Here is a 21,173-nt window from a genome sequence, read left to right on the forward strand (position 1 = left end):
AGAGGAAGTGAAGAGTAAGGAGCTGAGTAACGTCGCTATTCGCGGGATTCAGTGGCTTTACGAGTGATTTCCGGTTCGGCGCCATTCGGCGTCGTGGCAGCTCCGCCGTTGAGCAGCGCCCTGGCCAGGCCGAGTCCCGCGCCACCTAACGTGAGCGCCTTGGCGAGCATTTCCTCGACGCCTTGCGCGCCGTTCAGCACCACCATGTGGTCGACGTTTCCGAACGCCTTCGCGCCCGCTTCGACGATCTCCGGCCAATGCTCGGCGAGCTGCTGGGCGACGACCGCCTCCTGGTTGCTCGCCAGCGCGTCCGCGCGGGCCTTGATGGCCTCGGCCTGCGCCAGGCCCTTGGCCCGCGCCGCGTCCGCCTCCGCCATGCCGCGCAGCCTGGTCGCCTCGGCTTCCGCCTCGCCGCGCAGCCTGATGCCCTCCGCCTCGGCCTGCGCCTGGGCGACGGACGCCCGCCGCGCCGCCTCCGCCAGCGTGACCTGCTCGTACGCCCTGGCGTCCGCGGGCCTGCGCACCTCGCCTTCGAGTCGCTTCTCCGCGAGCTGGGCCTCCCGCTCGGCGGCGGTGGTCTGCTGGACCACGACCTCCTGGCGGGCGGTGGCCTCCGACAGCGGCCCGGCCTGCTTGGCCAGGGCCGAGGCCCGGTCGATCTCGGCCTGGTAGCCCGCCTGCTGGATGCGGGCCTCGCGGATGGCGGCCGCCTTCTTGATGGTGGCCCCCTGCTCGGCGGCGTTGGCCTCCTGGTCGCGGTGCGCCTCGGCGATCCGCGCCAGCGAGGCCACGGCGGCGGCGTGCGGGCGGCCCAGGTTGGTGATGTAGCCGGTGGCGTCGTCGATCTCCTGGATCTGCAGCGAGTCCACGTTCAGGCCGAGCTTGCTCATCTCGTCGGCCGACGACGTGCGGATCTCGTTGGTGAGCGCGTCGCGGTTGACGATCAGGTCCTCGACCGTGAGGTTGCCGATGATCGAGCGGAGGTGGCCGGAGAAGAGCTGGTGCGTCTTGTCGTCCACGGTCTTCTGCTGGTCGAGGAAGCGCCGGGCGGCGTTGGCGATGGAGACGAAGTCGTCGCCCACCTTGTAGATCACCACGCCGCGCACGTGCACCGGGATGCCCTGCTTGGTCACGCACTTGACCTCGAGCTGGGAGACCCGGCTGTCGAGCGACATGCGGCGCGCGGTCTGGAACCCGGGCACGACCAGCGCGCCCTTGCCCGTGACGATCTTGAAGCCGAGCGTCTCCCTGCCGCGCGCGCCGAGCCCGGAGATGAGGATCGCCTCGTTGGGCTCGGCGACCCGCCAGATCAGCTTGAACACCACTACGCAGACGAGGGCGATGGCGGCGATGATGCCTGTCAGAAGGAGGTCCATGGCTGCTCCCCGGGGACGTGGTCGTATGAAGTGCCGACCAGACTTCCCGGCTCGCCCTGCTTGTGACGGTACGCCGATTCAGGGCGTCTTGCTAGAGATCTCCGGTTCGGCGCCGTTCGGCGTCGTGGCAGCGCCGCCGTTGAGCAGCGCCCTGGCCAGCCCGAGCCCGGTGCCGCCCAGCGTGAGCGCCTTGGCCAGCAGCTCCTCGACGCCCTGCGCGCCGTTCAGCACCACCATGTGGTCCACGTTCCCGAACGCCTTCGCGCCCGCCTCGACGACCTCGGGCCAGCGCTCGGCGAGCTGCTGGGCGATGACCGCCTCCTGGTTCTCCTTCAGCGCCTGGGCCCGCGCGCTGATCGCCTTGGCCTCCGCCAGGCCCTTGGCCTGCGCCGCCTCGGCCTCCGCCAGGCCCAGCGCCTGAGCCGCGGCGGCGGTCGCCAGCCCGCGGGCCTGTGCCGCCTCGGCCTCGGCGGCTCCGGCGAACCTCGTGGCCGCGCCGGCCGCCTCGCCGCGCAGCCGTACGGACTCGGCGTCGGCCGCGGCGGCCTGCTTGACCTGGCTGGCCTGCGCGGCGGCGCGCAGCTCCGTCTCCCTGGCGTCGGCCTCCGCCTGCGCGATGCGGGCGTCCCGCTCGGCCTGGGAGAGCGTCACGGTCTCATACGCCTTGGCGTCGGCGGGCTTGCGCACCTGCGACTGCAGTCGTTGCTCGGCGAGCTGGGCCTCCAGCTCGGCGGCCCTGGTCTCCTGGACGACCACCTCCTGGCGGGCGGTCGCCTCCGACAGCGGCCCCGCCTGGCGCGCGGTCGCCTGGGCCCGGTCGATCTCGGCCTGGTAGGAGGCCTCCTTGATGCGGGAGTCGCGCCGCGCGGCGGCCATGTGGGCCGCGGCGATCTGCTCGGCCTCGGTGGCCTCCTGGTCGCGCTGCGCCTGCGCGATGCGGGCAGTGGCGGCGACCTTGGCGGCGTGCGGCTTGCCGAGGTTGACGATGTAGCCGGTCTCGTCGTCGATCTCCTGGATCTGCAGCGAGTCCACGATCAGGCCCAGCTTGCTCATCTCGTCGGCCGCCGAGGCCCTGGTCTCGCTGGTCAGGCGCTCGCGGTTGAGGATGAGGTCCTCGATGGTGAGGTTGCCGATGATCGAGCGCAGGTGCCCGGTGAACAGCTCGTGGATCGCGCTCGTCATGAAGTCCTGCTGGTCGAGGAAGCGGCGGGCGGCGTTCGCGATCGAGGACAGGTCGTCGCCGACCTTGTAGATCACCACGCCGCGGATGTGCACGGGGATGCCCTGCTGGGTGACGCAGGAGACCTGGAGGTTGGCGGCCCTGGTGTCCAGCCGCAGGCGCCTGGCCGCCTGGAACCCCGGCAGCACCGCCGTGCCCTTACCGGTGATGATCTTGAAGCCGAGGCTGTCGATGCCCTCGCTCCTGCGGCGGGCGGCGCCCAGACCGGAGATGATCAGGGCCTCGTTGGGCTCCGCGACCCGCCACACGGCCTTGAACAGCAGGATGAGGACGACGGCCGCGACGACGATGGCGCCGGCCGCGAGATAGAGCTCGGGGGACATCCGGGACCTCCCTAGACGAGTGCTCTGGCCACGTACACGGTCCTCGGGGGGAAGTACTCCACGACGATCACGATGGTGCCCGCGACGAACTCCTCGTCGGGCACGCTGGGATGCGCGTAGAACGCCTCCACGCCGCCCCTGATCGAGATCATGACCTCGCCGACGAGCCCAGGGCCGATCCTTCCGGTGACCCTGCCCTGCTTGCCGACCACCGGACTCCCCCCGCCGCCAGATATTCCGGACGCTACTCCAAACGGGCATTCGCCGTAATAGGCCACGCAAAATGTTGCCCGGGGACCTGCGCGCCCCTGCGCCGCCTTTCGCCGCACTCCTGATGATCGCGCCATGAGCCTGCCTTCATGCGACCTAGGGATGAACCGGCCTATTTCCCGCCGCGACTTCTTCGACGGCATCGCCGTGGGGGCTTTGGGGAGCACGGTCGTGCTGGGCACCGCGGGGAAGGCTGAGGCGCCGCAGGGCACCGCGTTCGCGACGGAGCCGAGTGTCTGGCGGGGCGACACGGCTCAGGCGCTCAGCGTGCCGCACGCGCTACGGGACGGCCGCTTCTGGAAACTGGCGGGCCCACCGGAACCCACCGGGGAGACCTACGACCTCGTGGTGGTCGGCGGCGGGACGAGCGGCCGGAGCGCGGCACGCGAATGGCTCCGGCGCGATCCCGGCGCCCGCGTGCTCGTCCTGGACAACCACGACGAGATCGGCGGGCGGGCGCGGCGGGAGGCGTTCCGCGCGGGGCCGCCCGACAGCGTGATGTGCGACGAGGAGACCTTCGGGACCGACACCCTGGTCAGGATGACCTCCGACTGGGTCGCGCGGCTGCCGATCGCCTGGCGGGCCAGGCGCGACCTGCGCATGCTCCACGATTCGCCGCCCGACTGGTTCCCCGGGCTCGGCGCGCGGGCCAAGCAGGAGCGGCTGGCGGAGCTGACCTACTCGCGGTTCCTGCTGGAGGTGTGCGGGGTGCACCCGGACGCCGAGCGGTTCTGCCGGACCATGTCCAGCGGCGAGTGGGCCTACGACACCCGGGCGTTCGGGGCGATCGACGCGTGGGCCGGCGGCTATCCCGGGTTCGGCGGCCTGGGGCTCGACCGGGCGGAGCCGTCCAGGTTCAACTCGCCCAGCGTGCGGCGCGCCTGGTCCGCCGCCGCTCCCCCCGCCGAGGACGGCCCCGCGATCCCCGTGCGGCTGGGCAGCCCGGTCGTGTCCGTACGCGACGGGGCCGAGTCCGCCACCGTGGGCTACTTCGACGGCGACCGGGTCATGACCGTGGAGGCCGGAGCGGTGATCCTGGCCTGCTGGAGCGCCGTCATCCCGCACCTGGTGCCCGACCTGCCCGCGGCGCAGCGGCAGGCGCTGAGCCAGGCCGTCAGGGTGCCGGTGCTGCACGCCACCGTACGACTGCGCGACGGGGACGTGTCGCGGCGGGCCGGGGTGCGCAGGGTCCGGTGGACCGGGGCGTACTGGTGCCTGACCTCCTTCGAGCCGCCGGGGCCTGACGCCGGCGGTGGCGAGGTGCGCCTGCTGGCCACGCCGTGCCGGTCGGAGCTGGGGCCGGAGTCGGGCTCCGTGGCGGGGCGGCGCGAGCTGGCCGGGACGCCGTACGGGCGGCTGGAGCACACCGTCCGCGACCAGCTCGCCCGGCTGCTCGGGCCGGTCGGCTTCGACCCGGCCAGAGACATCGAGGAGCTGACGATCGACAGGTGGGGGCACGCGAACACGCCCGAGTACTGCCGGCCGTGGCACACCTTCTATCCGGACGGCCCGTTCCCCGCGGACGTCGCGCGCCGGCGCTTCGGCAGGATCGCGATCGCGGGCTCCGACGCGGTGCCCGGCGCCCGCGACGACGCCGCCGGGGCCGCCGCGGCCCTCGCCGTGGCGGAGCTGTCCCCGGGGGAGGCGGCGCGATGAGGCCGTGGCTGCGCGTCTTCCTCATCGGGTTCGGCCTGTGGCTGGCCACCGTCCTCGTCACGGCCTGGACGGGCAACTCCAACCTGGTGCCGACCGTGGTGCTGTTCGGCAGCTTCCTGGTGCCGGTGACGTTCGTGGTCTGGGCGCACGGGCGGGACCACTCGCCGCGGGTGACGGTCGAGCTGCTGTTCATGGCGTTCGTGGTGGGCGGCGTCCTCGGCGTGCTGGGCGCCTCGCTGCTGGAGAGCTGGCTCATCAGGCCGTCGATCTCGATGTACGTGCTCGTCGGCCTCATCGAGGAGGGCGTGAAGCTGGCCGCCCTCATGTTCGTCACCAGGAAGATGGTCAGGCGCTCGGCCATGGACGGCGTCGTGCTGGGCGCGACCGTCGGCTTCGGCTTCGCCGCCTTCGAGAGCGCCGGATACGCCTTCAACGCGCTCTTCACCGCCGACGGGCTGTCGCTGGCCCAGCTCGTCGAGACGGAGGTGCTGCGCGGCATCCTGACGCCCGTCGGGCACGGCCTGTGGACGGCGATCGCCGGTGGAGCCCTGTTCGCCGCGGCCGGACGGCTGACGGGCCCGGTCCTGCTGACCTACCTCGGCGTCTCGCTCCTGCACGCCCTGTGGGACTCGATGTCCGCCATCGCGATCGCGATCACGCTGGTCCTGACCGGGCGGCCGTGGCAGTTCGAGCTGCTGCGGATCGGCCGGGTGCCGCACGTGAGCGAGTGGCAGGTCCACATGTACACGCTGCTGAACTGGGCGGGTCTCGTCGTGATCTCGCTGGTCGCGCTCGCCTGGCTGTGGACGACCACTGGTTCCGCCCGCCGCGATGACGAGATCTTGTCCCAATAATCACGGTAATGAACGTGTTCCTCCCACTGCGCCGGAAGCATAAACGGTGCTAGTCTCCTGTGCGATCTTCCGGAGGTGTATTTACACAAGGTGTGGAAATGCCCCCGACTCGAGGTTGGGACATGGGCTCGCGAAACCGGTCAATTCGGTTCAAGATCTTTCTATTGTTGCTGCTACCCCTCCTGTCTCTGAGCGCGCTCTGGGGTTTCGTCCTCAACCTCACCATGGGCGACGCTCAGTCATTACTCCGTGCGAACACCCTCTACCGGACTCTCGGCGTCACCTCCACCGACCTGGGATTACAGTTGCAGGCCGAACGAGTGCGCTCCGCGGAGGCGCTCACTACGCGTGAACTCAACGAAGTTCTCGGCGGCCAGCGCGCCCGCACGGACCAGTCGGTCGGCGACTTCAAGCGGGCCGTCACGGAGGCCGGCGACGCCGCCGGCGGCGAGCTGCTCGGCCCGCTCGGCACCTTGACCGCCGGCCTCGACAGGCTCGGCTCGATCAGGGCCGACATCGACCGCGGCCTCAGCTCACGCCTGTCCGGGCTGAACGAGTACAACCGCATCCTCGACTCGATCTTCATGCTCTACGACCACCTGGTCTCGGTCTCCGACCTCACGATCTTCCAGCAGGCCTCCTCGCTGCAGGCGATGGGCATGGCCAGGGAGTACATCGCCAGGGAGCACGCCCTCGTCATCGGGGCCATGGCCGACCAGCGGCTCACCGAGCCGGAGACGGCGGCCTTCACCGAGTACGCCGCCTCCAGGAAGTTCCTGCACTCGCGCGGGTTCGCGGGGCTCGACGTGGGGCTGCGCAGGCCGTACGAGCAGGTCTTCGCGAGCGAGCCGTTCCTGACCTTCGCCACCATGGAGGGGCGGATCACCAAGACCGGCGCGCCTCCCGTCGTCGCCGAAGACTGGAACGAAGCAGTCGACAAGCTCACCTCCCAGCTCGACAAGGTCGGCCTGGCGTCCTCCGAGGTCCTGGCCGGGCGGACGTCCGAAGCCGCCACCGCCACCGTCGTCAAGATCGCCGTCGCGGGCGGCCTCGGCTTGATCGCGGTGCTCGCATCGATCATCATTTCTGTACGCTTCGGTCGTCGCCTGGCCGCGGAGCTGGCCGGGCTGAGGTCCGCCGCGGTCGAGCTGTCGCAGGAGCGGCTGCCCAGCATCGTCGAGCGGCTTCGCCGAGGCGAGGACGTCGACGTGCGGAAGGAGGCCAAGGCGATCAAGGTGAGCGGTTCCGCCGAGATCATCGACGTGGCCAGGGCGTTCGGCTCCGTGCAGCGCACCGCCGTGACGGCGGCGGTCGGCCAGGCCGCGCTGCGCCACGGCGTCGGCCAGGTCTTCCTCAATCTCGCCCGGCGCAAGCAGGGCCTGCTGCACCGCCAGCTCGCGCTGCTCGACGGCATGCAGCGCCGCACGCACGACCCCGACAGGCTGGAGGAGCTCTTCCGCCTGGACCACCTGACCACCCGCATGCGGCGGCACGCGGAGAGCCTGATGATCCTGTCCGGCTCCGCGCCCGGCCGGGCCTGGCGCAAGCCGGTGCCGGTGATCGACATCGTGCGGGCCGCGGTCGCCGAGGTCGAGGACTTCACCAGGGTCGCGGTCGAGACGATGCCGGTCAGCGCGTTCGACGGGACCGCCGCGGCCGACCTCACCCACCTGGTCGCCGAGCTGGTCGAGAACGCCACCATCTACTCGCCGCCGGACACCATGGTCCAGGTGCGCGGCGACCAGGTGAGCAACGGCTACGCCATCGAGGTGGAGGACAGAGGGCTCGGGCTGACCGTCGGCGAGTACGCCACGTACAACGCCCTGCTGGCCGCGCCGCCCGAGTTCGACCTGGCCGACAGCGACAGGCTGGGCCTGTTCGTGGTGGCCAGGCTGGCCGAGCGGCACGGCGTCAAGGTGCTGCTGCGGCACTCGCCCTTCGGCGGCACGACGGCCATCGTGCTCGTGCCGCGCGCGCTGGTGACCGAGCAGGCCGCGCTGGAGGCGGGCGACGGCGACGACAAGGCCGCGCTGCCGAGCCGTACGAGGAAGAAAGCGCTCGCGGTGGTCACCTCGGGCACCCACGCCGGACTGCCCAGGCGAGTGCGCCAGGCCCATCTGGCGCCGCAGCTCAAAGAAGCGCCGCCCGAGCCGGAGCAGCAAGCCGAACGCTCTCCCGAAGAGGTACGCGACCTGTTCTCCGCTTTTCAGCGGGGAACGCAACGCGCCCGAGAAGACGCCTCTGAGGAGGGGCCATGAGTAAGGGGGATGCATGACTGTGCCGACCACCAACACCGGTGAGCTGAACTGGCTGCTGGACGACCTGGCCACCCGGGTCGCCGCCGTGCGCCAGGCGGTCATCCTGTCCACCGACGGCCTTGCGATCGGCTATTCCAAGGGCTTGGTCCGTGAGGACGCCGAGCACCTGGCGGCGGTGGCCGCCGGGTTCCAGAGCCTGGCCCGAGGCACCGGACGCCACTTCGGCGGCGGCGACGTGCGCCAGACCATCGTGGAGATGGAGTCGGCGTTCCTGTTCGTCACCGCGGCGGGGCAGGGCACCTGCCTGGCCGTGATCGCCGACGCGAACGTGGACGTCGGTCATATCGCCTACGAGATGGCGATGCTGGTCAAGCGGGTGGGCCAGCACATCACCACGAACCCGCGCGCTGGAGCGTCATGAGCGAAGGCCCGCAGTGGTTCGATGAGGAGGCGGGACCGGTCGTCCGGCCTTATGCTCTCATCCGCGGTCGCACGCATTCCTCAGGGGACGCGTTCGACCTCGTGGCTACCGTGCGCGCGATCGGCGACCCGCCGGGCGAGTCCGGTCCAGAACAGCAGCTCATCCTGCGGGCGGCTCGAAGCCCGATCTCGGTGGCCGACCTGGCCGTCGAGCTCGATCTGCCCGTCGGCGTCATCCGGGTCTTACTCGGCGACATGCGTGACCACGGCCTCATCTCGGTGACGTCGCCCTCCGCCGGAGGGTCGCGCTCGAATGAGCGCATTCTCAAGGAAGTGATCAATGGACTCCGTGCTCTCTGAGGACCCCGTCGCGCTGAAGATTCTCATCGCCGGGGGGTTCGGCGTCGGCAAGACCACACTGGTCGGCGCGGTCAGCGAGATCAAGCCGCTGCGCACGGAGGAGGTGCTCTCCGACCGAGGGGTCGGCGTCGACGACATCGACGGCGTGGAGACCAAGACCACCACGACCGTGGCGATGGACTTCGGCCGCATCACGATCCGCGACGGGCTCGTCGTGTACCTGTTCGGCACGCCCGGGCAGGAGCGGTTCTGGTTCATGTGGGACGAGCTGTCCTACGGCGCGCTGGGCGCGGTCGTGATCGCCGACACCCGGCGGCTGACCGACTGCTTCCCGTCCGTGGACTACTTCGAGCAGCGCGGCACGCCGTTCGTGGTGGCCGTCAACTGCTTCGACGGCGCGTCCCGGCACAGCGTCGAGGAGGTGCGCGTCGCGCTGGACCTGGACGACGACGTTCCGGTGCTCCTGTGCGACGTACGGCGGCGGACCTCGGCCAAGGAGGTCATGATCGCGCTGGTCGAGCACTCGCTGCGCACACTGACCTCCGCCAACTAGCCACCCGCGCCGCCCGCCGGCGATTCCGGCCTCGGCGGCGCGCGGGACGGCTGCCCGGGACGGCTGCCCGGGACGGCGCTGTGGCAGGCGTCCGGCGCGGCGCTCAGAGAGCCGCTGGGGCCCCTGGGGTGACCGCCGCCTCTAGAGCGCTCGGAGGCCGCTGATCACTTCGCGGAGCAGGCTCTCCGACGGCGTGGCGGCCTTGTCCTGTGGCGGGCGCACCGTGACCAGGCCGTGCTCCAGCAGGTCCCCCAGGAGCACCCTGATCACGCCGACCGGCAGGCCCAGCTCCGAGGCGACCTCGGCGACGGGCCTGGCCTGTCCCGCCACACAGCTCATCAGGCGCCGGTGCTGCACGCTCAGCTCGGCCTTGGCCGGCGCGGGCAGGCCGGTGGAGACGACGGTCGCCAGCAGGTCGACCGCGGTGGAGGTGGACCTGGTACGCCCGCGTGCGACCGCGTACGGCCGCACGACTGGCCCCGCCTCCTCGTCGACCCACTCGTGCTCGCGGCTCACGATTCAGATCCCCCATCTTGGTCGCTGTCCTGCCGCCCGCGCTGCCAGCCGGACTGGAGTGAGGAGAGCAACGCCCTGGTCTCTTCGGGCGAGCGCTCCTCGGCCGGTGGTACGGGGGGCGGCGCCTGCTTGAGCCGCTGCGGCAGGCCGGCCTGCCGTTCACGCTGCGGCAGGCCGGTGGTCCGCTCGCGCTGCGGCAGGCCCCGTTCGCGCTGCGGAAGCTCCGTCGGCGGCCGCTCGTGCTGCGGCCGGTGATCCACCTGCCGCTCGCGCCGCGGCAGGTCCACGGGGCGCTGTGCCTGGTCCACCGCCCGCTGCGCCAGCTCCACGGGCCGCTCGCCGTGGGGCGTCCCGGACTCCTGCTCCGCCAGCGCCGGGGCGGAGGTGGCGCGCCTGCTCGTACGGACGCGGCGCGGCAGCTCGCCGGGCCCGGTCGGCTCCTCACGGACGACCGACACCGAGACCGACTCGAACTCCAGTTGCTGCACCGGGGTGACCATGGGCTCCACCAGGGACCCGGGCACGAGCACGATCGCGGTGGTGCCGCCGTAGGGGGACGGCTTGAGCGTGACCTTGACGCCGTGCCTGGCCGCGAGCATGCCGACCACCGCGAACCCGAGCCGCTCGGTCTGCGAGGGATCGAACTCCGGCGGGCTGGACAGCCGCTCGTTGATGGTCCTGCGGGTCTGCTCGTCCATGCCCAGGCCGCGGTCCTCGATCTCGACCGCGAAGCCCCTGCCGACCATCTCGCCGCGTACGGAGACCTCGTTGCTGGGCGAGGAGAAGGAGGTGGCGTTCTCGATCAGCTCGGCGAACAGGTGCATGAGGTCGGCCACCGCCCCGCCGGAGACGCCGCACTCGTGCATGGGGTAGACGCGTACCCGGGTGTACTCCTCGACCTGGGCCGCCGCGCCGCTCAGCACGTCCTCGATCGGGATGACGCCGCGCCACCTGCGGCCCGCCGCGCCGCCCGAGAGCAGCACCAGGCCCTCGGCGTGGCGGCGCATGCGGGTGGTCAGGTGGTCGAGCTTGAACAGGCGCTCAAGCGCCTCGGGCTCCTCCGTCTGGCGCTGCATCTCATCCAGCAGCCTGAGCTGGCGCTGCAGCAGCGACTGGCTGCGCCTGGCCAGGTTGCGCAGCGCCTCGGACACGCCCTCGCGCAGCCTGGCCTGCTCGACGGCCGCGTCCACGGCCGTGCTCTGCACGCTGTCGAACGCCGAGGCCAGGTCGCTGACCTCGCTGGTCGCGTTGCCGCTCACCTTGATGGGCGGCGCCTCCGTCTCGATGTCGACGCTCTCGCCCTTGCGGAGCTTCGCGACGACGTCGGGCAGCCGGATCTCGGCCAGGTCCAGCGCGGTACGCCGGAGCGTCGCCATCTCCCTGGTGATCCGGCGGGCGAACCTGATCGAGATGAAGACGGAGAACACGACCGCGATCAGCCCGAGCGCGCCGGCGACGGCGGCCCGCACGACGATGACCACGCCCGCGGGCTCCATCCTGGCCAGCAGCTTGTCGCCGGTGCGCCAGGTGGCCTGGGTGTATTCCTTCTGGACCTGCTCGACGATGCCCCGCCAGAGGTCGATGTCCACCGGCTGGCCATTGACGTAGCCCTCCAGCAGGTTCTCCATGGTGACGTACCGGGGGGAGAAGTACATCTTCTCGAACGGCGTGCGCAGCTCGGTGTCGAGGTTGGCCAGCGCCTTGGGGAACAGGTGCGTCCTGGTGCCGTCGATGCCCGCCAGCAGGTGCACGTCGTGCATGCTCGCCCGGCCGTTCGAGGCGATGATCAGGGCGTGCTCCCTGCTCAGCAGCTCGCGCGTCTCGTCGGCGGCGATCAGGCCCTGCGCCTGGAGAGCGAGCTCCAGGTCGGTGCTGACCGTCAGCCGGGAGTACAGCAGGTGGATCTCGTCGGAGATCTTCGCAAACTCGGTGACCAGCCCGCCAGGGGTGAGCTTGCGCTCATCCACCTTCCGCCTGAGGTCCGGCAGCCGGTCGGCCGCCGCGAACACGGTCTGGAGCTGGGTCTTCATGTCCTGGGTGAGCGCCGACTGCGTGTCCTCGGACATCCCGCGCTGGCGCAGCACCTTCCGGTTGTTGTCGACCTTCGCCCGCGCCTTGGCCAGGGCGTCCTGGTCCGTGACCGTGCCCGCAAGCAGCTCGGCGGAGGCCAGTCGCTCGGCCTGCAGGTTGGAGACCAGTCCGTCGGCGTTGTTGATGACCCCTGTCCAGATGGTCTCGACCTTGAGCAGGTTGAGAGCCTCCCCCGACGTGGTGCTCGCAGCGAAGCCCCAGAGCGCGATCAGGGAGATCAAGGGGATGACGAGCAGCGTCGAGATCTTGAATCTGATGGATCTGCCCGATGCCATGACACCCGCTCCCGGATAGAAGATCGCGGGAGAGAATAGCACCGAAACAGATGGTTTTAAGATCGACTAGCGAGAATTCTGTGATATGTCGGGAAATTTGCGGCTTCGACGGCGCGGCGTCGCCACGCCAGCCGGACCAGCCAGCCCGCCAGGACCGCCAGCAGCGCCACCTCGGCGCCCAGCAGCAGCCGCTCGACCAGACCGATCAGCACCCGGTCGCCCGGCAGGGCCACGTAGGTGATCGCCAGCAGCCCGAACCCGCCGGCCAGGGTCACCCACTCCACCACCCGCGCCACGGGCTTCCAGTCGGGGTCCGCGTTCAGCCTGGGGACCATCAGCAGCCCGGCGGCCGGGAGGCTCACGAACGCCGCCACGGACACGTACCGGTGGATCTGGGCCGCCAGGTCGAGGTCGTGGCCGATGGGTGTGGTCGGGATGATCGCCGCCACGATCAGCGCTCCCGACCACACCATCAGCAACCGCCCGGGCATCCCCCGCACGGGCGCCCCCGCTGACCGCAGCCCCGCCAGCAACGCCAAAGACCCGATGCCGAGCACCGCCATCGCGACCTCCGTGACGCCCCCGCGGTCGGCCACGGCGTATTCGCTGACGGTGATGTTCATGGGGTCGAGGTACGGGTCGGGTACCAGTTGCCCGACCACGACCGCCACCACCGCGAACATGATCGAGCCACAGGCGATCAGGGGGAAAAGCCTCTTTGCTGCGGTCATGGGACCACTGTCCCGCTCGGGCCCCCTCGCCGACATCCGGCCTCACCCCCTAGTCGTCCCTGACCCGACCCCGAGATGAAGGCCCATCCTTTACGGCTGCGCACGGTGGGCGCCTCCCGCCGCCGCCGGTGACCGGCCCTCCAGGGAGACGCTTACCGGCCGCACGGCCGGCCCGCCGTCACGGCGTCCGGTAAGCCTCTCCAGGGCGTCTGGGCACCGCATGAGCGAACCCCTGAGGATGGTGGGACTCCTCAGGGGTTCCTCAGGGTCGGGCCGTTCACGCGCGTGGCGTGAGCCTTCGGCTCAGCCGTGTCTTCGGCTCAGCCGTGTCTTCGGCTCAGCCGTGTCTTCGGCTCAGCCGTGTCTTCGGGTCAGTCGAGCACGTGGGACGTCGCGCGGGCGTAGCGCTCGCGGATCGCCGGGATCGCCTCCCCCGCGTACGTCTCGGTGTCCGCCGAGCGCCAGTCGGGATCGGTGACGAGCGTGGCGGCCTGGTGGGCGGCGCCGTCGGCGACGTACTCGGCCGGGGGCGGCACCGTGATCGGGACCCCGAAGACGGTCGGGGCGATCCGCCGGACCGCCTCGGAGCGGGCCGCACCGCCGATCAGCAGCACCCGCTCGGGCCGCATGCGCAGCGCGTCCAGGGCGTCGGCGAGGCCGCAGAGCATGCCCTCGATGGCCGCGCGGGCCAGGTGCGCGGGGGTCGAGGTGGCCAGGCTCAGTCCGAGGATCGAGCCCGTCGCGGTCGGGCGGTTGGGGGTGCGCTCCCCCTCCAGGTACGGCACCAGCGTGAGCCCGTCCGCCCCCGGAGGCGCCTGGAGCGCGAGGTCGCTCAGTTCGTCGAGGCCGACCCCGGCGATGCGGGCGGCGGCGTCCATGACCCTGGCGGCGTTGAGCGTGCACACCAGCGGCAGGAAGCGTCCCGTGGCGTCGGCGAACCCGGCGACCGTCCCCGAGGCGTCGGCGCTGGGCGACTCCGTGACCGCGAACACCGTGCCCGACGTCCCGAGCGAGACCACCACGTCACCGGGCCCCGCGCCCACGCCGAGCGCCGCCGCCATGTTGTCACCCGTCCCGGGCGCGATCAGCATCCCGCCTGCGGTGACCTCATCCGCCGGGCCGAGCACGCGGGGCAGCAGGGGCGTCGCGCCGAAGGCGGCCTTCAGCAGGTCCGTACGGTAGGCGCCGGTCGCGGGCGACCAGTAGCCCGTGCCGGAGGCGTCGCCCCGGTCGGTCGTGAGCCGGTCGAGGGCGGGCGGCGGCGCGTCCTGCCAGGCCGCCGCGTCGAAGCCCCCGGCGCCGAGCGCGCCCGCCAGCCGCCACGTGAGCCAGTCGTGCGGCAGGCACACCGCGGCCGTGCGCCGCACGCTGTCCGGCTCGTGCTCGGCCAGCCAGCGCAGCTTGGTCACCGTGAACGAGGCGACGGGCACCGAGCCCACCGCGTCCGCCCACGCCTGCGGCCCGCCCAGCTCGGCCACCAGGTCGACGGCGGCCTGGGCGGAGCGGGTGTCGTTCCAGAGGAGGGCGTCGCGCACGACATTTCCGGACTCGTCCAGGCAGACCATGCCATGCTGCTGCCCCGCGACACTGATGGCCGCCACGTCGTCCAGCCCACCGGCCTCCTCGACGGCCTGCAGTAACGCGGCCCACCAGTGGGAGGGGTGCACCTCGGTGCCACCCGGGTGCGGCGCGCGGCCCTGCCGCACCAGCGCTCCCGTCTCCGCGTCCCTAATGACGACCTTGCAGCTCTGCGTCGAGGAATCAACCCCAGCGACCAGCGTCACCCACGAACTCCTAACAGATGCTCCAGCGCAAGCTGGTTGAGATGGGTGAAATGGTAGCCCCGGCGGGCCGCCACCTCAGGATCGAAGTCGTCGCCGGCCAGGTCGGCCAGGGTCTCACCGCGGTTGAGCGTTGGGAGGCCGAGCTCGTCGACGCGGGAGGCCCGCAACGCCTCCCGTACGTCGGGGTCCGCCCTGAAGTTTCGGGCCTTATCCCGCAGTATCAGGTATGTCCGCATATTTGCGGCTGCTGACTCCCACACATCCGCCGGGTCCTCCGTGCGCGACGGCTTGTAGTCGAAGTGCCGCGGGCCGTCGTAGCCGCCGTGCTCCAGCAGATCGACGAGGAAGAAGGCGCTCATCACGTCGCCGTGCCCGAACACCAGGTCCTGGTCGAACCTGGGCCCGTGCTGGCCGTTCAGGTCGATGTGGAAGAGCTTGCCGTGCCACAGCGTCTGGGCGATGCCGTGCACGAAGTTGAGGCCGGCCATCTGCTCGTGCCCCACCTCGGGGTTGAGCCCGACCATCTCCGGATGCTCCAGCGCGCCGATGAACGCCAGCGCGTGCCCGATCGTCGGCAGCAGGATGTCGCCGCGCGGCTCGTTGGGCTTGGGCTCCAGCGCGAAGCGGAGGGCGTAACCGCGCTCGCGCACGTAGCCGCAGAGCAGGTCGATGGCCTCCTTGTAGCGGCCGAGCGCCGAGCGCACGTCTTTCGCCGCGTCGGACTCCGCGCCCTCCCTGCCGCCCCAGCACACGTAGGTGGTGGCGCCGAGCGAGGCGGCCAGGTCGAGGTTGCGCATCACCTTGCGCAGGGCATATCGCCGCACGTCACGGTCGTTGCTGGTGAACGCGCCGTCACGGAAGACGGGGTGGGTGAACAGGTTCGTGGTGGCCATGGGCACTTTCATGCCGGTCTCGGCAAGCGCTTTCCGAAAGGCCGCGATCGCTCGGTCCCTATCGCGTTCGACAGCGAGCAGGTCGTCGTCGTGGAAGGTGACGCCGTAGGCCCCCAGCTCGGCCAGCCGATGCACGCTCTCTACGGGGTCGAGGGGCGCCCGGGCGGCGTCCCCGAACGGATCGCGCGCCTGCCAGCCGACCGTCCACAGACCGAAAGTGAATCGATCATCAGGGGTTGGCTCGTACATGCTTCGATGCTCCCCCTGTGATCAGTTGTTCACAAGCCCGAGGGGTCACGCCCGACGCTGATCTCCTCGGCGATCTTGCGGATCTCCGTCACCTCAAGGCCGGGAGCCTTGGGGAGGTGGCGCAGCAACGCGTCCATCACCACGGGCACAGGCTGGCCCGCGAACCGGCCCGCGATCCCGTGAACCGTCCTGAACAGCGCCTCTTCTGTGTCGTGCATCGGCCTCTCCTCGTTCGGGTACCCGGAGAACGGTACGGCCTCGGGACGACAGTTCGCGCGCTACCCCTCCAGCGTGTTCCTGACCGCGGAGCAAATCTCGTCGAGCCGGCGCACCTGCTCCTGGGTGAGCGCGTCGAACAGGCTTCGCCGTACCTCTTCGACGTGGCCGGGCGCGGCGGCGGCCAGCGCCGCGAAGCCGTCGCCGGTGAGCACGGCGAGGTTGCCGCGGCGGTCGGCGGGGCAGCGCTCGCGGCGGACCCACCCGCGCTCCTCCAGGCGCGCCACCGCGTGGGACAGGCGGCTCTGGGAGCTCTGGGCCCTGGCGGCCAGCTCGCTCATCCGCATCGACCGCTCAGGAGCCTCGGAGAGCGCCACGAGGATCACGTAGTACGTGTGCGGCATGCTCGCGTCCCGCTGGAGCTGACGGTCGAGCGCCTCGTTGATGAGCTGGGTCGCGGCCAGGAAGTTCCGCCAGGTGCGTTGTTCGTCCTCATCTAGCCATCTGGTCACTCTCTCAATTTACTTGAACTCTCATATACTTGCTCCGGGACTTTGCCGAAAGGGGAAACACCATGCCGGTCCAGCGGCTCAACCACGCGGTCCTCTACGTCCGCGACGTCGAACGCAGCGTCGCGTTCTATCGCGCGGCCCTCGGCTTCGAGGTCGTGATGGGCATGCGAGGGGCGGCCTTCCTCCAGGCCCCCGGCTCGTCGAACGACCACGACCTGGGCCTGTTCGAGATCGGCGAGAGCGCGGGCTCCTCGACGGCCGGGCGCACCTCGGTCGGCCTCTACCACCTGGCCTGGGAGGTCGACACCCTCGCCGAGCTGGAGCTCATCGCCGCCACGCTGGGCGATCTCGGCGCGCTCGTCGGGGCCTCCGACCACGGCACGACCAAGGCGCTGTACGCGAAGGACCCGGACGGGCTGGAGTTCGAGGTCTCGTGGCTGGTGCCGGCCGCGCTGCTCACCGACGAGACCCTGGCCGCGCGGTCGAGCATCCGCCCGCTCGACCTGACCGCCGACAAGGAGCGGTACGGCGCACAGACCCGCGGCGGCGTGGGCGTGTCCATCCCGGTCTGAGTTACCGTGGGAAGTATCCGGCTCTTTCTCCCACGGACCTCCTCCGGGGCTCCGTGGCCGACTTCCCACGGAGAGCGGTCATGCCAAGCGATCCTGATCACGTGCTCGACGCCATCGACGGCATCGTCGACGAGTGGGAGACGATGAGCGCCGATGCCATGCGCTGGGCGCCTCCCGAGCACAAGAGTCCCGACTTCATGGCCGAGGTGACCGAGATCTTCGGTCCGCTCGCCAACGCGTTCGCCCAGGCGCTGCGTCCCGTCAGCGACGCGTTCGAGCGCGTCCTGCACGTGCTGGACGACGACGGTCCCGTGCGACCGGACGAGCCCGGCGAAGGCTCGGTATGGCAGGACCTCGACGAGCTCAACGAGCTCGCCGACGAGCACGACTCCGCGCGGCCGGACGGCGAGCCCGGGCCCGCGTCACCGGACGCCGAGCCCGTACGACCGGACGACGTGCCCGTACGACCGGACGACGTGCCCGTACGACCGGACGACGTGCCCGTACGACCGGACGACGGCCGTTAGCCCGGTGCGGCGGCAGGGCGGCTAGCCGGTGCGGCGGCGGCGGGTCCTGCGCGGGTAGGCCCTGGCCGTCTCGGCCAGCCGCGCCGCGTGCTCGGCCTGCCTGCAGCCGCATCGGCGGTGGCGTGCACCCCCGCCCGCGACGTGCAGGCCGCGCCCGCCGCTCAGCGACCTGACCACCACACTCACTGCCGGCGCCACGTCCGGCAGCGTAGCTCAGGCCTCCGGCAGCCGCATGGGACGCAGCGCGCCGGTCAGCTTGGCCAGCTCGGCGAGCATGGCGCCGCCGGCGGCGTCCATCACGTCGTTCGGCCGCAGCGTGCCGCTCTCGTCCAGGAACTGCGGGAAGAACGCGATGTTGACCGCCTCCACCACCGGGACCATCTTCAGCATGCTGACGACCTGGCGCAGGCCGTTCACCGCACGCGTGCCGCCGGAGATCCCGCCGTAGCTGACGAATCCGGCCGCCTTGTACTGCCACTCGTGGTGCAGGTAGTCGAGCGCGTTCTTCAGCACGGCGTTGAAGCTGTGGTTGTACTCGGGCGTCACGAACACGTAGGCGTCGCCCCGCTCCACGGTGGCGCTCCACTCCTTGGTGTGCGCGTTCACGTACTGCTTGAGCCTGGGGTGGTTCGGCTCGTCCAGGAACGGCAGCCCGACCTCGGCCAGATCGACCAGCTCCACCTCGAAACGGCCGTCGGCCACGGCCTTGCCGTGGAACCAGTCGGCGACAGCGCGCCCCGAGCGGCCCGGGCGGGTGCTGGCCACGACGATCTGCAGAACGGGCTTGTCCATGAACGGCTCCTTGAGCTGGGAAGTTGAATACTCAACATTATTGAGTAACTACACATTCCAAAGCAAATGCTAGGATCAGAACCGTGAGCGCCTCATCCGTCTGCGTCCGCTTCCACACCGCGTTAGAGCTGATCGGCGCCCGGTGGTCGGGAGCCCTGATCCACATGATCTTCAAGGGCGCGCACCGCTACGCCGACCTCAAAGCGGCCATCCCCGGCATCAACGACACGATGCTGGCCCGCCGCCTGCGCGAGCTGGAGTCCGCCGGGCTCATCGAGCGCCGCGTGCTGCCCACCTCACCGGTGCGGGTCGAATACCACCTGACCGAGATGGGCCGGGAGCTGCGTCCCGTGCTCGACGAACTCGTGACCTGGTCGCACAAGTGGATCCCGCTGCCCGAGGCGCAGTCCGCGTAGTTTGGTGCCCGTGACCGGACTGGGGACGTTGCTGCGCCACGTCCATGAGCTGATGGACGGCGCCATCGCGGACGCCTACGCCGGCACGTACGCGGAGCTGGGCCTGCCCGACTACCGCCCGCGCTACTCCCCCATCGTGCGCACGCTCGTCTCGCGCGGCCCGATGGCCATCCGCGACCTCGCCAGGGCGATCGGCGTGACGCATTCCGCCGCCAGCCAGACCGTGATCCAGATGCGCCGGCACGGCTGGGTCACCATGGAGAAGGGCGCCGACGCCCGCCACCGCATCGTCCACCTCACCGAGCAGGCCCGCGCCGCGCTCCCGGTGATCGAGGCCGAGTGGGCGGCCACGGAGCAGGCCGTGCGCGAGCTGGACGCCGAGCTGCCCGTGCCCCTGGCCGACGTGCTGCGGGCCACGCTGGAGGCGCTGGAACGCCGGCCGTTCCGCGAGCGGATCGAGGCGCACGGACGCGCCGCCGGGGCGCGGGAAAAATGCGGTGAGAGACTCGTTCGCGGCGACTAGAGTTTCGGCATGACCTGGCGACATTGATGCATAACCAGGGGCCGGCGCGGGACGCGCGGGCCTCCGAGGCGGCAAGCACTCGGAGTCCTGCTCATCCCCCGGAAGGCCCCCCATGCTTGTCACAAAGCTGTACATTTACGCGTTTCTCGGCGAGTTCATCCTGCTCTATCCGGTTTACACATTGCTGTTCACCGACGCCGGGTTATCGGTCGCGGAGACCTCGTCCCTGTTCGTCATCTGGTCGGTGACCGGCATGGTGCTGGAGGTTCCGTCGGGCGCCTGGGCCGACGCGGTCTCCAGGCGGCTGATCCTCTGCCTGGGGCCGCTCCTGGCCGCTCTGGGGTTCGCGCTGTGGGTCCTGTTCCCGTCCTACTGGGCGTTCGCCCTGGGGTTCGTGCTCTGGGGCGCCGAGGGCGCGCTCGTCTCGGGCGCGTACGAGGCCCTCGCGTACGAGGAGCTGGAGCGGCGCGGCCAGGCGGGCCGCTACGCCACCGTCATGGGGCGGGCCACCTCCGTCGGCCTCGTCGCGGACGCGGCGGCGATCGGCCTGGCCGTGCCCGTCTTCGCGGCCGGCGGCTACCCGGCCGTGGGCGCGGCGAGCGTGCTGGCCTGCGTCCTGTGCGCGGCCGCCGCGCTGACGCTGCCCGAGCACAGGACGCGCGGCGCGGGCGCGGACGGTGGCTACCTGGCGACCTTGCGGGCCGGGGTCGCGCAGGCCCGCACCGATCGCCGGGTCCTGCACGCGTTGCTGCTGGTCTCGTTCGTGACGGCGATCTGGGGAGCGCTGGAGGAGTACGTCCCGTTCCTGGCGACCGAGGTGGGCGTCGCCAAGGCCACCGTCCCCCTGCTGATCCTGCTGGTCTGGATCGGCGCCACGGCGGGCGGCCTGCTGTCGGGCGCCGCCGAGCGCATGCCCGCCCGCGCGTACGCGATCACCGTCGCCCTGGCGGCCCTCGCCATGGCCGCCGGGGCGCTCAGCGGCCACCCGGCCGGGTTCCTGCTGATCGCCCTGGCCTTCGGGGCGTTCCAGCTGGCCGGCGTGGTGGCCGACGCCCGGCTCCAGGCCCGGATCAGCGGCCCGGCCAGGGCCACCGTGACCTCAGTGGCCGGCCTGGGCACGAACCTGGTCACGCTCGCCGTCTACACCGTCTACGCGACGGCCTCCGGGCAGCTGTCGCACGGCGTGACGTTCGCGCTCCTGGTCCTGCCGTACGCGCTCATCGCCCTCATGATCGCCCGGCAGGCTCAGTAACGGGAGGGGATGCGCTTGGGGAGCGGCGGCGGCTCAGGGGTCTCCTCGTCGACCGCCTCCTCCTCGGGCGGGGGCGGCGGCGTGGACCTCGCCGGCCTGGCCCGCCATCGTGACGGGAAGAGCGAGGCGACGAGCAGCACTAGCCCGGCCACGAGTGCCCATCTGGCCAGGAACGGCTCGTAGTAGGGCAGGTACCCGGGCGGCACCAGCTCGTTCCACAACCTCATGTCGCCGTACGTGTACACGCGCCCGATCACCGCTCCCGCGGCTCCGGTGAAGACGAGCCCCGGCAGCAACGAGGCCATCGGCGACACCCTCGACCCGGCCAGCACGCCGATCAGGACCAGGGCGCCCGCGAACGCGGCCATCGCTATCACGTCGACGCTGATCTGCGGCGCGGTGTTGAAGCGCTCGGCGTCGCCGTAGGCCAGGCCGGTCCCGATCAACGGGACGGCCAGCACCCCTGCTCCGGCGCCGATCAGATGACGAACACCATTACGCACAGAGAACACCT

At 71.0% G+C, this 21,173-nt stretch carries 24 protein-coding genes; 11 read left to right on the forward strand and 13 right to left on the reverse strand.

All coding sequences use genetic code 11. From position 1 onward, the window contains the following. Window positions 1-35 precede the first annotated feature (35 nt). The 3 genes from ABEA43_RS28475 to ABEA43_RS28485 all read right to left on the reverse strand — a co-directional run bounded on the left by ABEA43_RS28475 (window position 36) and on the right by ABEA43_RS28485 (window position 3,151). Window positions 36-1,376: a flotillin family protein gene (locus ABEA43_RS28475; RefSeq protein WP_345566515.1), complete on the reverse strand. Its 1,341-nt coding sequence runs from the start codon at window positions 1,374-1,376 to the stop codon at window positions 36-38. Window positions 1,377-1,454: 78 nt separating this feature from the next. Then, on the reverse strand, window positions 1,455-2,939 hold the full coding sequence (locus ABEA43_RS28480; RefSeq protein WP_345566517.1) for an SPFH domain-containing protein: 1,485 nt from the start codon (window positions 2,937-2,939) through the stop codon (window positions 1,455-1,457). An 11-nt stretch (window positions 2,940-2,950) separates the two neighbouring features. After that, complete coding sequence (locus ABEA43_RS28485) at window positions 2,951-3,151, reverse strand: hypothetical protein (RefSeq protein ID WP_345566519.1); 201 nt, start codon at window positions 3,149-3,151, stop codon at window positions 2,951-2,953. A 133-nt stretch (window positions 3,152-3,284) separates the two neighbouring features. Between ABEA43_RS28485 and ABEA43_RS28490 the strand changes: the two genes are divergently transcribed. The 6 genes from ABEA43_RS28490 to ABEA43_RS28515 all read left to right on the forward strand — a co-directional run bounded on the left by ABEA43_RS28490 (window position 3,285) and on the right by ABEA43_RS28515 (window position 9,310). After that, the gene (locus ABEA43_RS28490) at window positions 3,285-4,865 is read left to right on the forward strand and encodes an FAD-dependent oxidoreductase (protein ID WP_345566521.1); all 1,581 of its coding nucleotides are present in this window, start codon (window positions 3,285-3,287) and stop codon (window positions 4,863-4,865) included. After that, entirely contained in the window at window positions 4,862-5,719 is an 858-nt protein-coding gene (locus ABEA43_RS28495; RefSeq protein WP_345566523.1) for a PrsW family intramembrane metalloprotease, read from the forward strand. Before ABEA43_RS28490 ends, ABEA43_RS28495 begins: the two co-directional genes overlap by 4 nt. A gap of 167 nt (window positions 5,720-5,886) precedes the next feature. Further along, entirely contained in the window at window positions 5,887-7,977 is a 2,091-nt protein-coding gene (locus ABEA43_RS28500) for a sensor histidine kinase (protein ID WP_345566525.1), read from the forward strand. A gap of 13 nt (window positions 7,978-7,990) precedes the next feature. Further along, a complete protein-coding gene (locus ABEA43_RS28505; RefSeq protein ID WP_345566527.1) occupies window positions 7,991-8,398 on the forward strand; it encodes a roadblock/LC7 domain-containing protein in 408 nt (135 codons plus the stop codon). Next, window positions 8,395-8,757, forward strand: a complete 363-nt coding sequence (locus tag ABEA43_RS28510) for a DUF742 domain-containing protein (RefSeq protein ID WP_345566528.1) — start codon at window positions 8,395-8,397, stop codon at window positions 8,755-8,757. The genes ABEA43_RS28505 and ABEA43_RS28510 overlap by 4 nt, the downstream gene beginning before the upstream one ends. Continuing rightward, window positions 8,738-9,310 carry a GTP-binding protein gene (locus tag ABEA43_RS28515; RefSeq protein ID WP_345566530.1) on the forward strand — a complete coding sequence of 191 codons (573 nt, stop codon included), beginning with the start codon at window positions 8,738-8,740 and terminating at the stop codon, window positions 9,308-9,310. The genes ABEA43_RS28510 and ABEA43_RS28515 overlap by 20 nt, the downstream gene beginning before the upstream one ends. 141 nt (window positions 9,311-9,451) lie before the next feature. Here ABEA43_RS28515 and ABEA43_RS28520 read toward each other — a convergent pair whose 3' ends face one another. The 7 genes from ABEA43_RS28520 to ABEA43_RS28550 all read right to left on the reverse strand — a co-directional run bounded on the left by ABEA43_RS28520 (window position 9,452) and on the right by ABEA43_RS28550 (window position 16,577). Continuing rightward, on the reverse strand, window positions 9,452-9,826 hold the full coding sequence (locus ABEA43_RS28520) for a DUF742 domain-containing protein (protein ID WP_345566532.1): 375 nt from the start codon (window positions 9,824-9,826) through the stop codon (window positions 9,452-9,454). After that, the gene (locus ABEA43_RS28525) at window positions 9,823-12,192 is read right to left on the reverse strand and encodes a sensor histidine kinase (RefSeq protein WP_345566534.1); all 2,370 of its coding nucleotides are present in this window, start codon (window positions 12,190-12,192) and stop codon (window positions 9,823-9,825) included. Before ABEA43_RS28525 ends, ABEA43_RS28520 begins: the two co-directional genes overlap by 4 nt. Window positions 12,193-12,248: 56 nt before the next feature. Then, window positions 12,249-12,923, reverse strand: coding sequence for a DUF998 domain-containing protein (locus tag ABEA43_RS28530; RefSeq protein ID WP_345566535.1), 675 nt, complete (start codon window positions 12,921-12,923; stop codon window positions 12,249-12,251). A gap of 371 nt (window positions 12,924-13,294) precedes the next feature. Continuing rightward, a complete protein-coding gene (locus tag ABEA43_RS28535) occupies window positions 13,295-14,707 on the reverse strand; it encodes a xylulokinase (RefSeq protein WP_345566536.1) in 1,413 nt (470 codons plus the stop codon). Then, window positions 14,704-15,849, reverse strand: coding sequence for a xylose isomerase (gene xylA, locus ABEA43_RS28540; RefSeq protein WP_345566538.1), 1,146 nt, complete (start codon window positions 15,847-15,849; stop codon window positions 14,704-14,706). Before xylA ends, ABEA43_RS28535 begins: the two co-directional genes overlap by 4 nt. A 29-nt stretch (window positions 15,850-15,878) precedes the next feature. Then, the gene (locus tag ABEA43_RS28545) at window positions 15,879-16,067 is read right to left on the reverse strand and encodes a hypothetical protein (protein WP_345566540.1); all 189 of its coding nucleotides are present in this window, start codon (window positions 16,065-16,067) and stop codon (window positions 15,879-15,881) included. Window positions 16,068-16,127: 60 nt separating this feature from the next. Then, window positions 16,128-16,577 carry a MarR family winged helix-turn-helix transcriptional regulator gene (locus ABEA43_RS28550; RefSeq protein ID WP_345566542.1) on the reverse strand — a complete coding sequence of 150 codons (450 nt, stop codon included), beginning with the start codon at window positions 16,575-16,577 and terminating at the stop codon, window positions 16,128-16,130. A 62-nt stretch (window positions 16,578-16,639) separates the two neighbouring features. Between ABEA43_RS28550 and ABEA43_RS28555 the strand changes: the two genes are divergently transcribed. Further along, a complete protein-coding gene (locus ABEA43_RS28555) occupies window positions 16,640-17,149 on the forward strand; it encodes a VOC family protein (protein WP_345566543.1) in 510 nt (169 codons plus the stop codon). Between the two features lie 80 nt (window positions 17,150-17,229). Next, entirely contained in the window at window positions 17,230-17,676 is a 447-nt protein-coding gene (locus ABEA43_RS28560) for a hypothetical protein (RefSeq protein ID WP_345566544.1), read from the forward strand. Window positions 17,677-17,697: 21 nt separating this feature from the next. Here ABEA43_RS28560 and ABEA43_RS28565 read toward each other — a convergent pair whose 3' ends face one another. Beyond that, window positions 17,698-17,874 (reverse strand): hypothetical protein, encoded by a 177-nt coding sequence (locus tag ABEA43_RS28565; RefSeq protein WP_345566546.1) that lies wholly within the window; start codon window positions 17,872-17,874, stop codon window positions 17,698-17,700. 15 nt (window positions 17,875-17,889) lie between these two features. Continuing rightward, window positions 17,890-18,468 carry an NADPH-dependent FMN reductase gene (locus tag ABEA43_RS28570; RefSeq protein ID WP_345566548.1) on the reverse strand — a complete coding sequence of 193 codons (579 nt, stop codon included), beginning with the start codon at window positions 18,466-18,468 and terminating at the stop codon, window positions 17,890-17,892. Between the two features lie 83 nt (window positions 18,469-18,551). Between ABEA43_RS28570 and ABEA43_RS28575 the strand changes: the two genes are divergently transcribed. The 3 genes from ABEA43_RS28575 to ABEA43_RS28585 all read left to right on the forward strand — a co-directional run bounded on the left by ABEA43_RS28575 (window position 18,552) and on the right by ABEA43_RS28585 (window position 20,659). Then, a complete protein-coding gene (locus tag ABEA43_RS28575) occupies window positions 18,552-18,884 on the forward strand; it encodes a winged helix-turn-helix transcriptional regulator (RefSeq protein WP_345566550.1) in 333 nt (110 codons plus the stop codon). A 10-nt stretch (window positions 18,885-18,894) separates the two neighbouring features. Continuing rightward, entirely contained in the window at window positions 18,895-19,407 is a 513-nt protein-coding gene (locus ABEA43_RS28580; RefSeq protein WP_345566551.1) for a MarR family winged helix-turn-helix transcriptional regulator, read from the forward strand. 112 nt (window positions 19,408-19,519) lie between these two features. Next, entirely contained in the window at window positions 19,520-20,659 is a 1,140-nt protein-coding gene (locus ABEA43_RS28585) for an MFS transporter (RefSeq protein WP_345566552.1), read from the forward strand. Here ABEA43_RS28585 and ABEA43_RS28590 read toward each other — a convergent pair. Next, a complete protein-coding gene (locus ABEA43_RS28590) occupies window positions 20,653-21,162 on the reverse strand; it encodes a hypothetical protein (RefSeq protein ID WP_345566554.1) in 510 nt (169 codons plus the stop codon). The two genes, ABEA43_RS28585 and ABEA43_RS28590, sit on opposite strands and share 7 nt — an antisense overlap. Between the last annotated feature and the right edge of the window lie 11 nt (window positions 21,163-21,173).

It is taken from the genome of Nonomuraea rosea, from assembly GCF_039539705.1.
In the GTDB taxonomy this organism is placed as follows: domain Bacteria; phylum Actinomycetota; class Actinomycetes; order Streptosporangiales; family Streptosporangiaceae; genus Nonomuraea; species Nonomuraea rosea.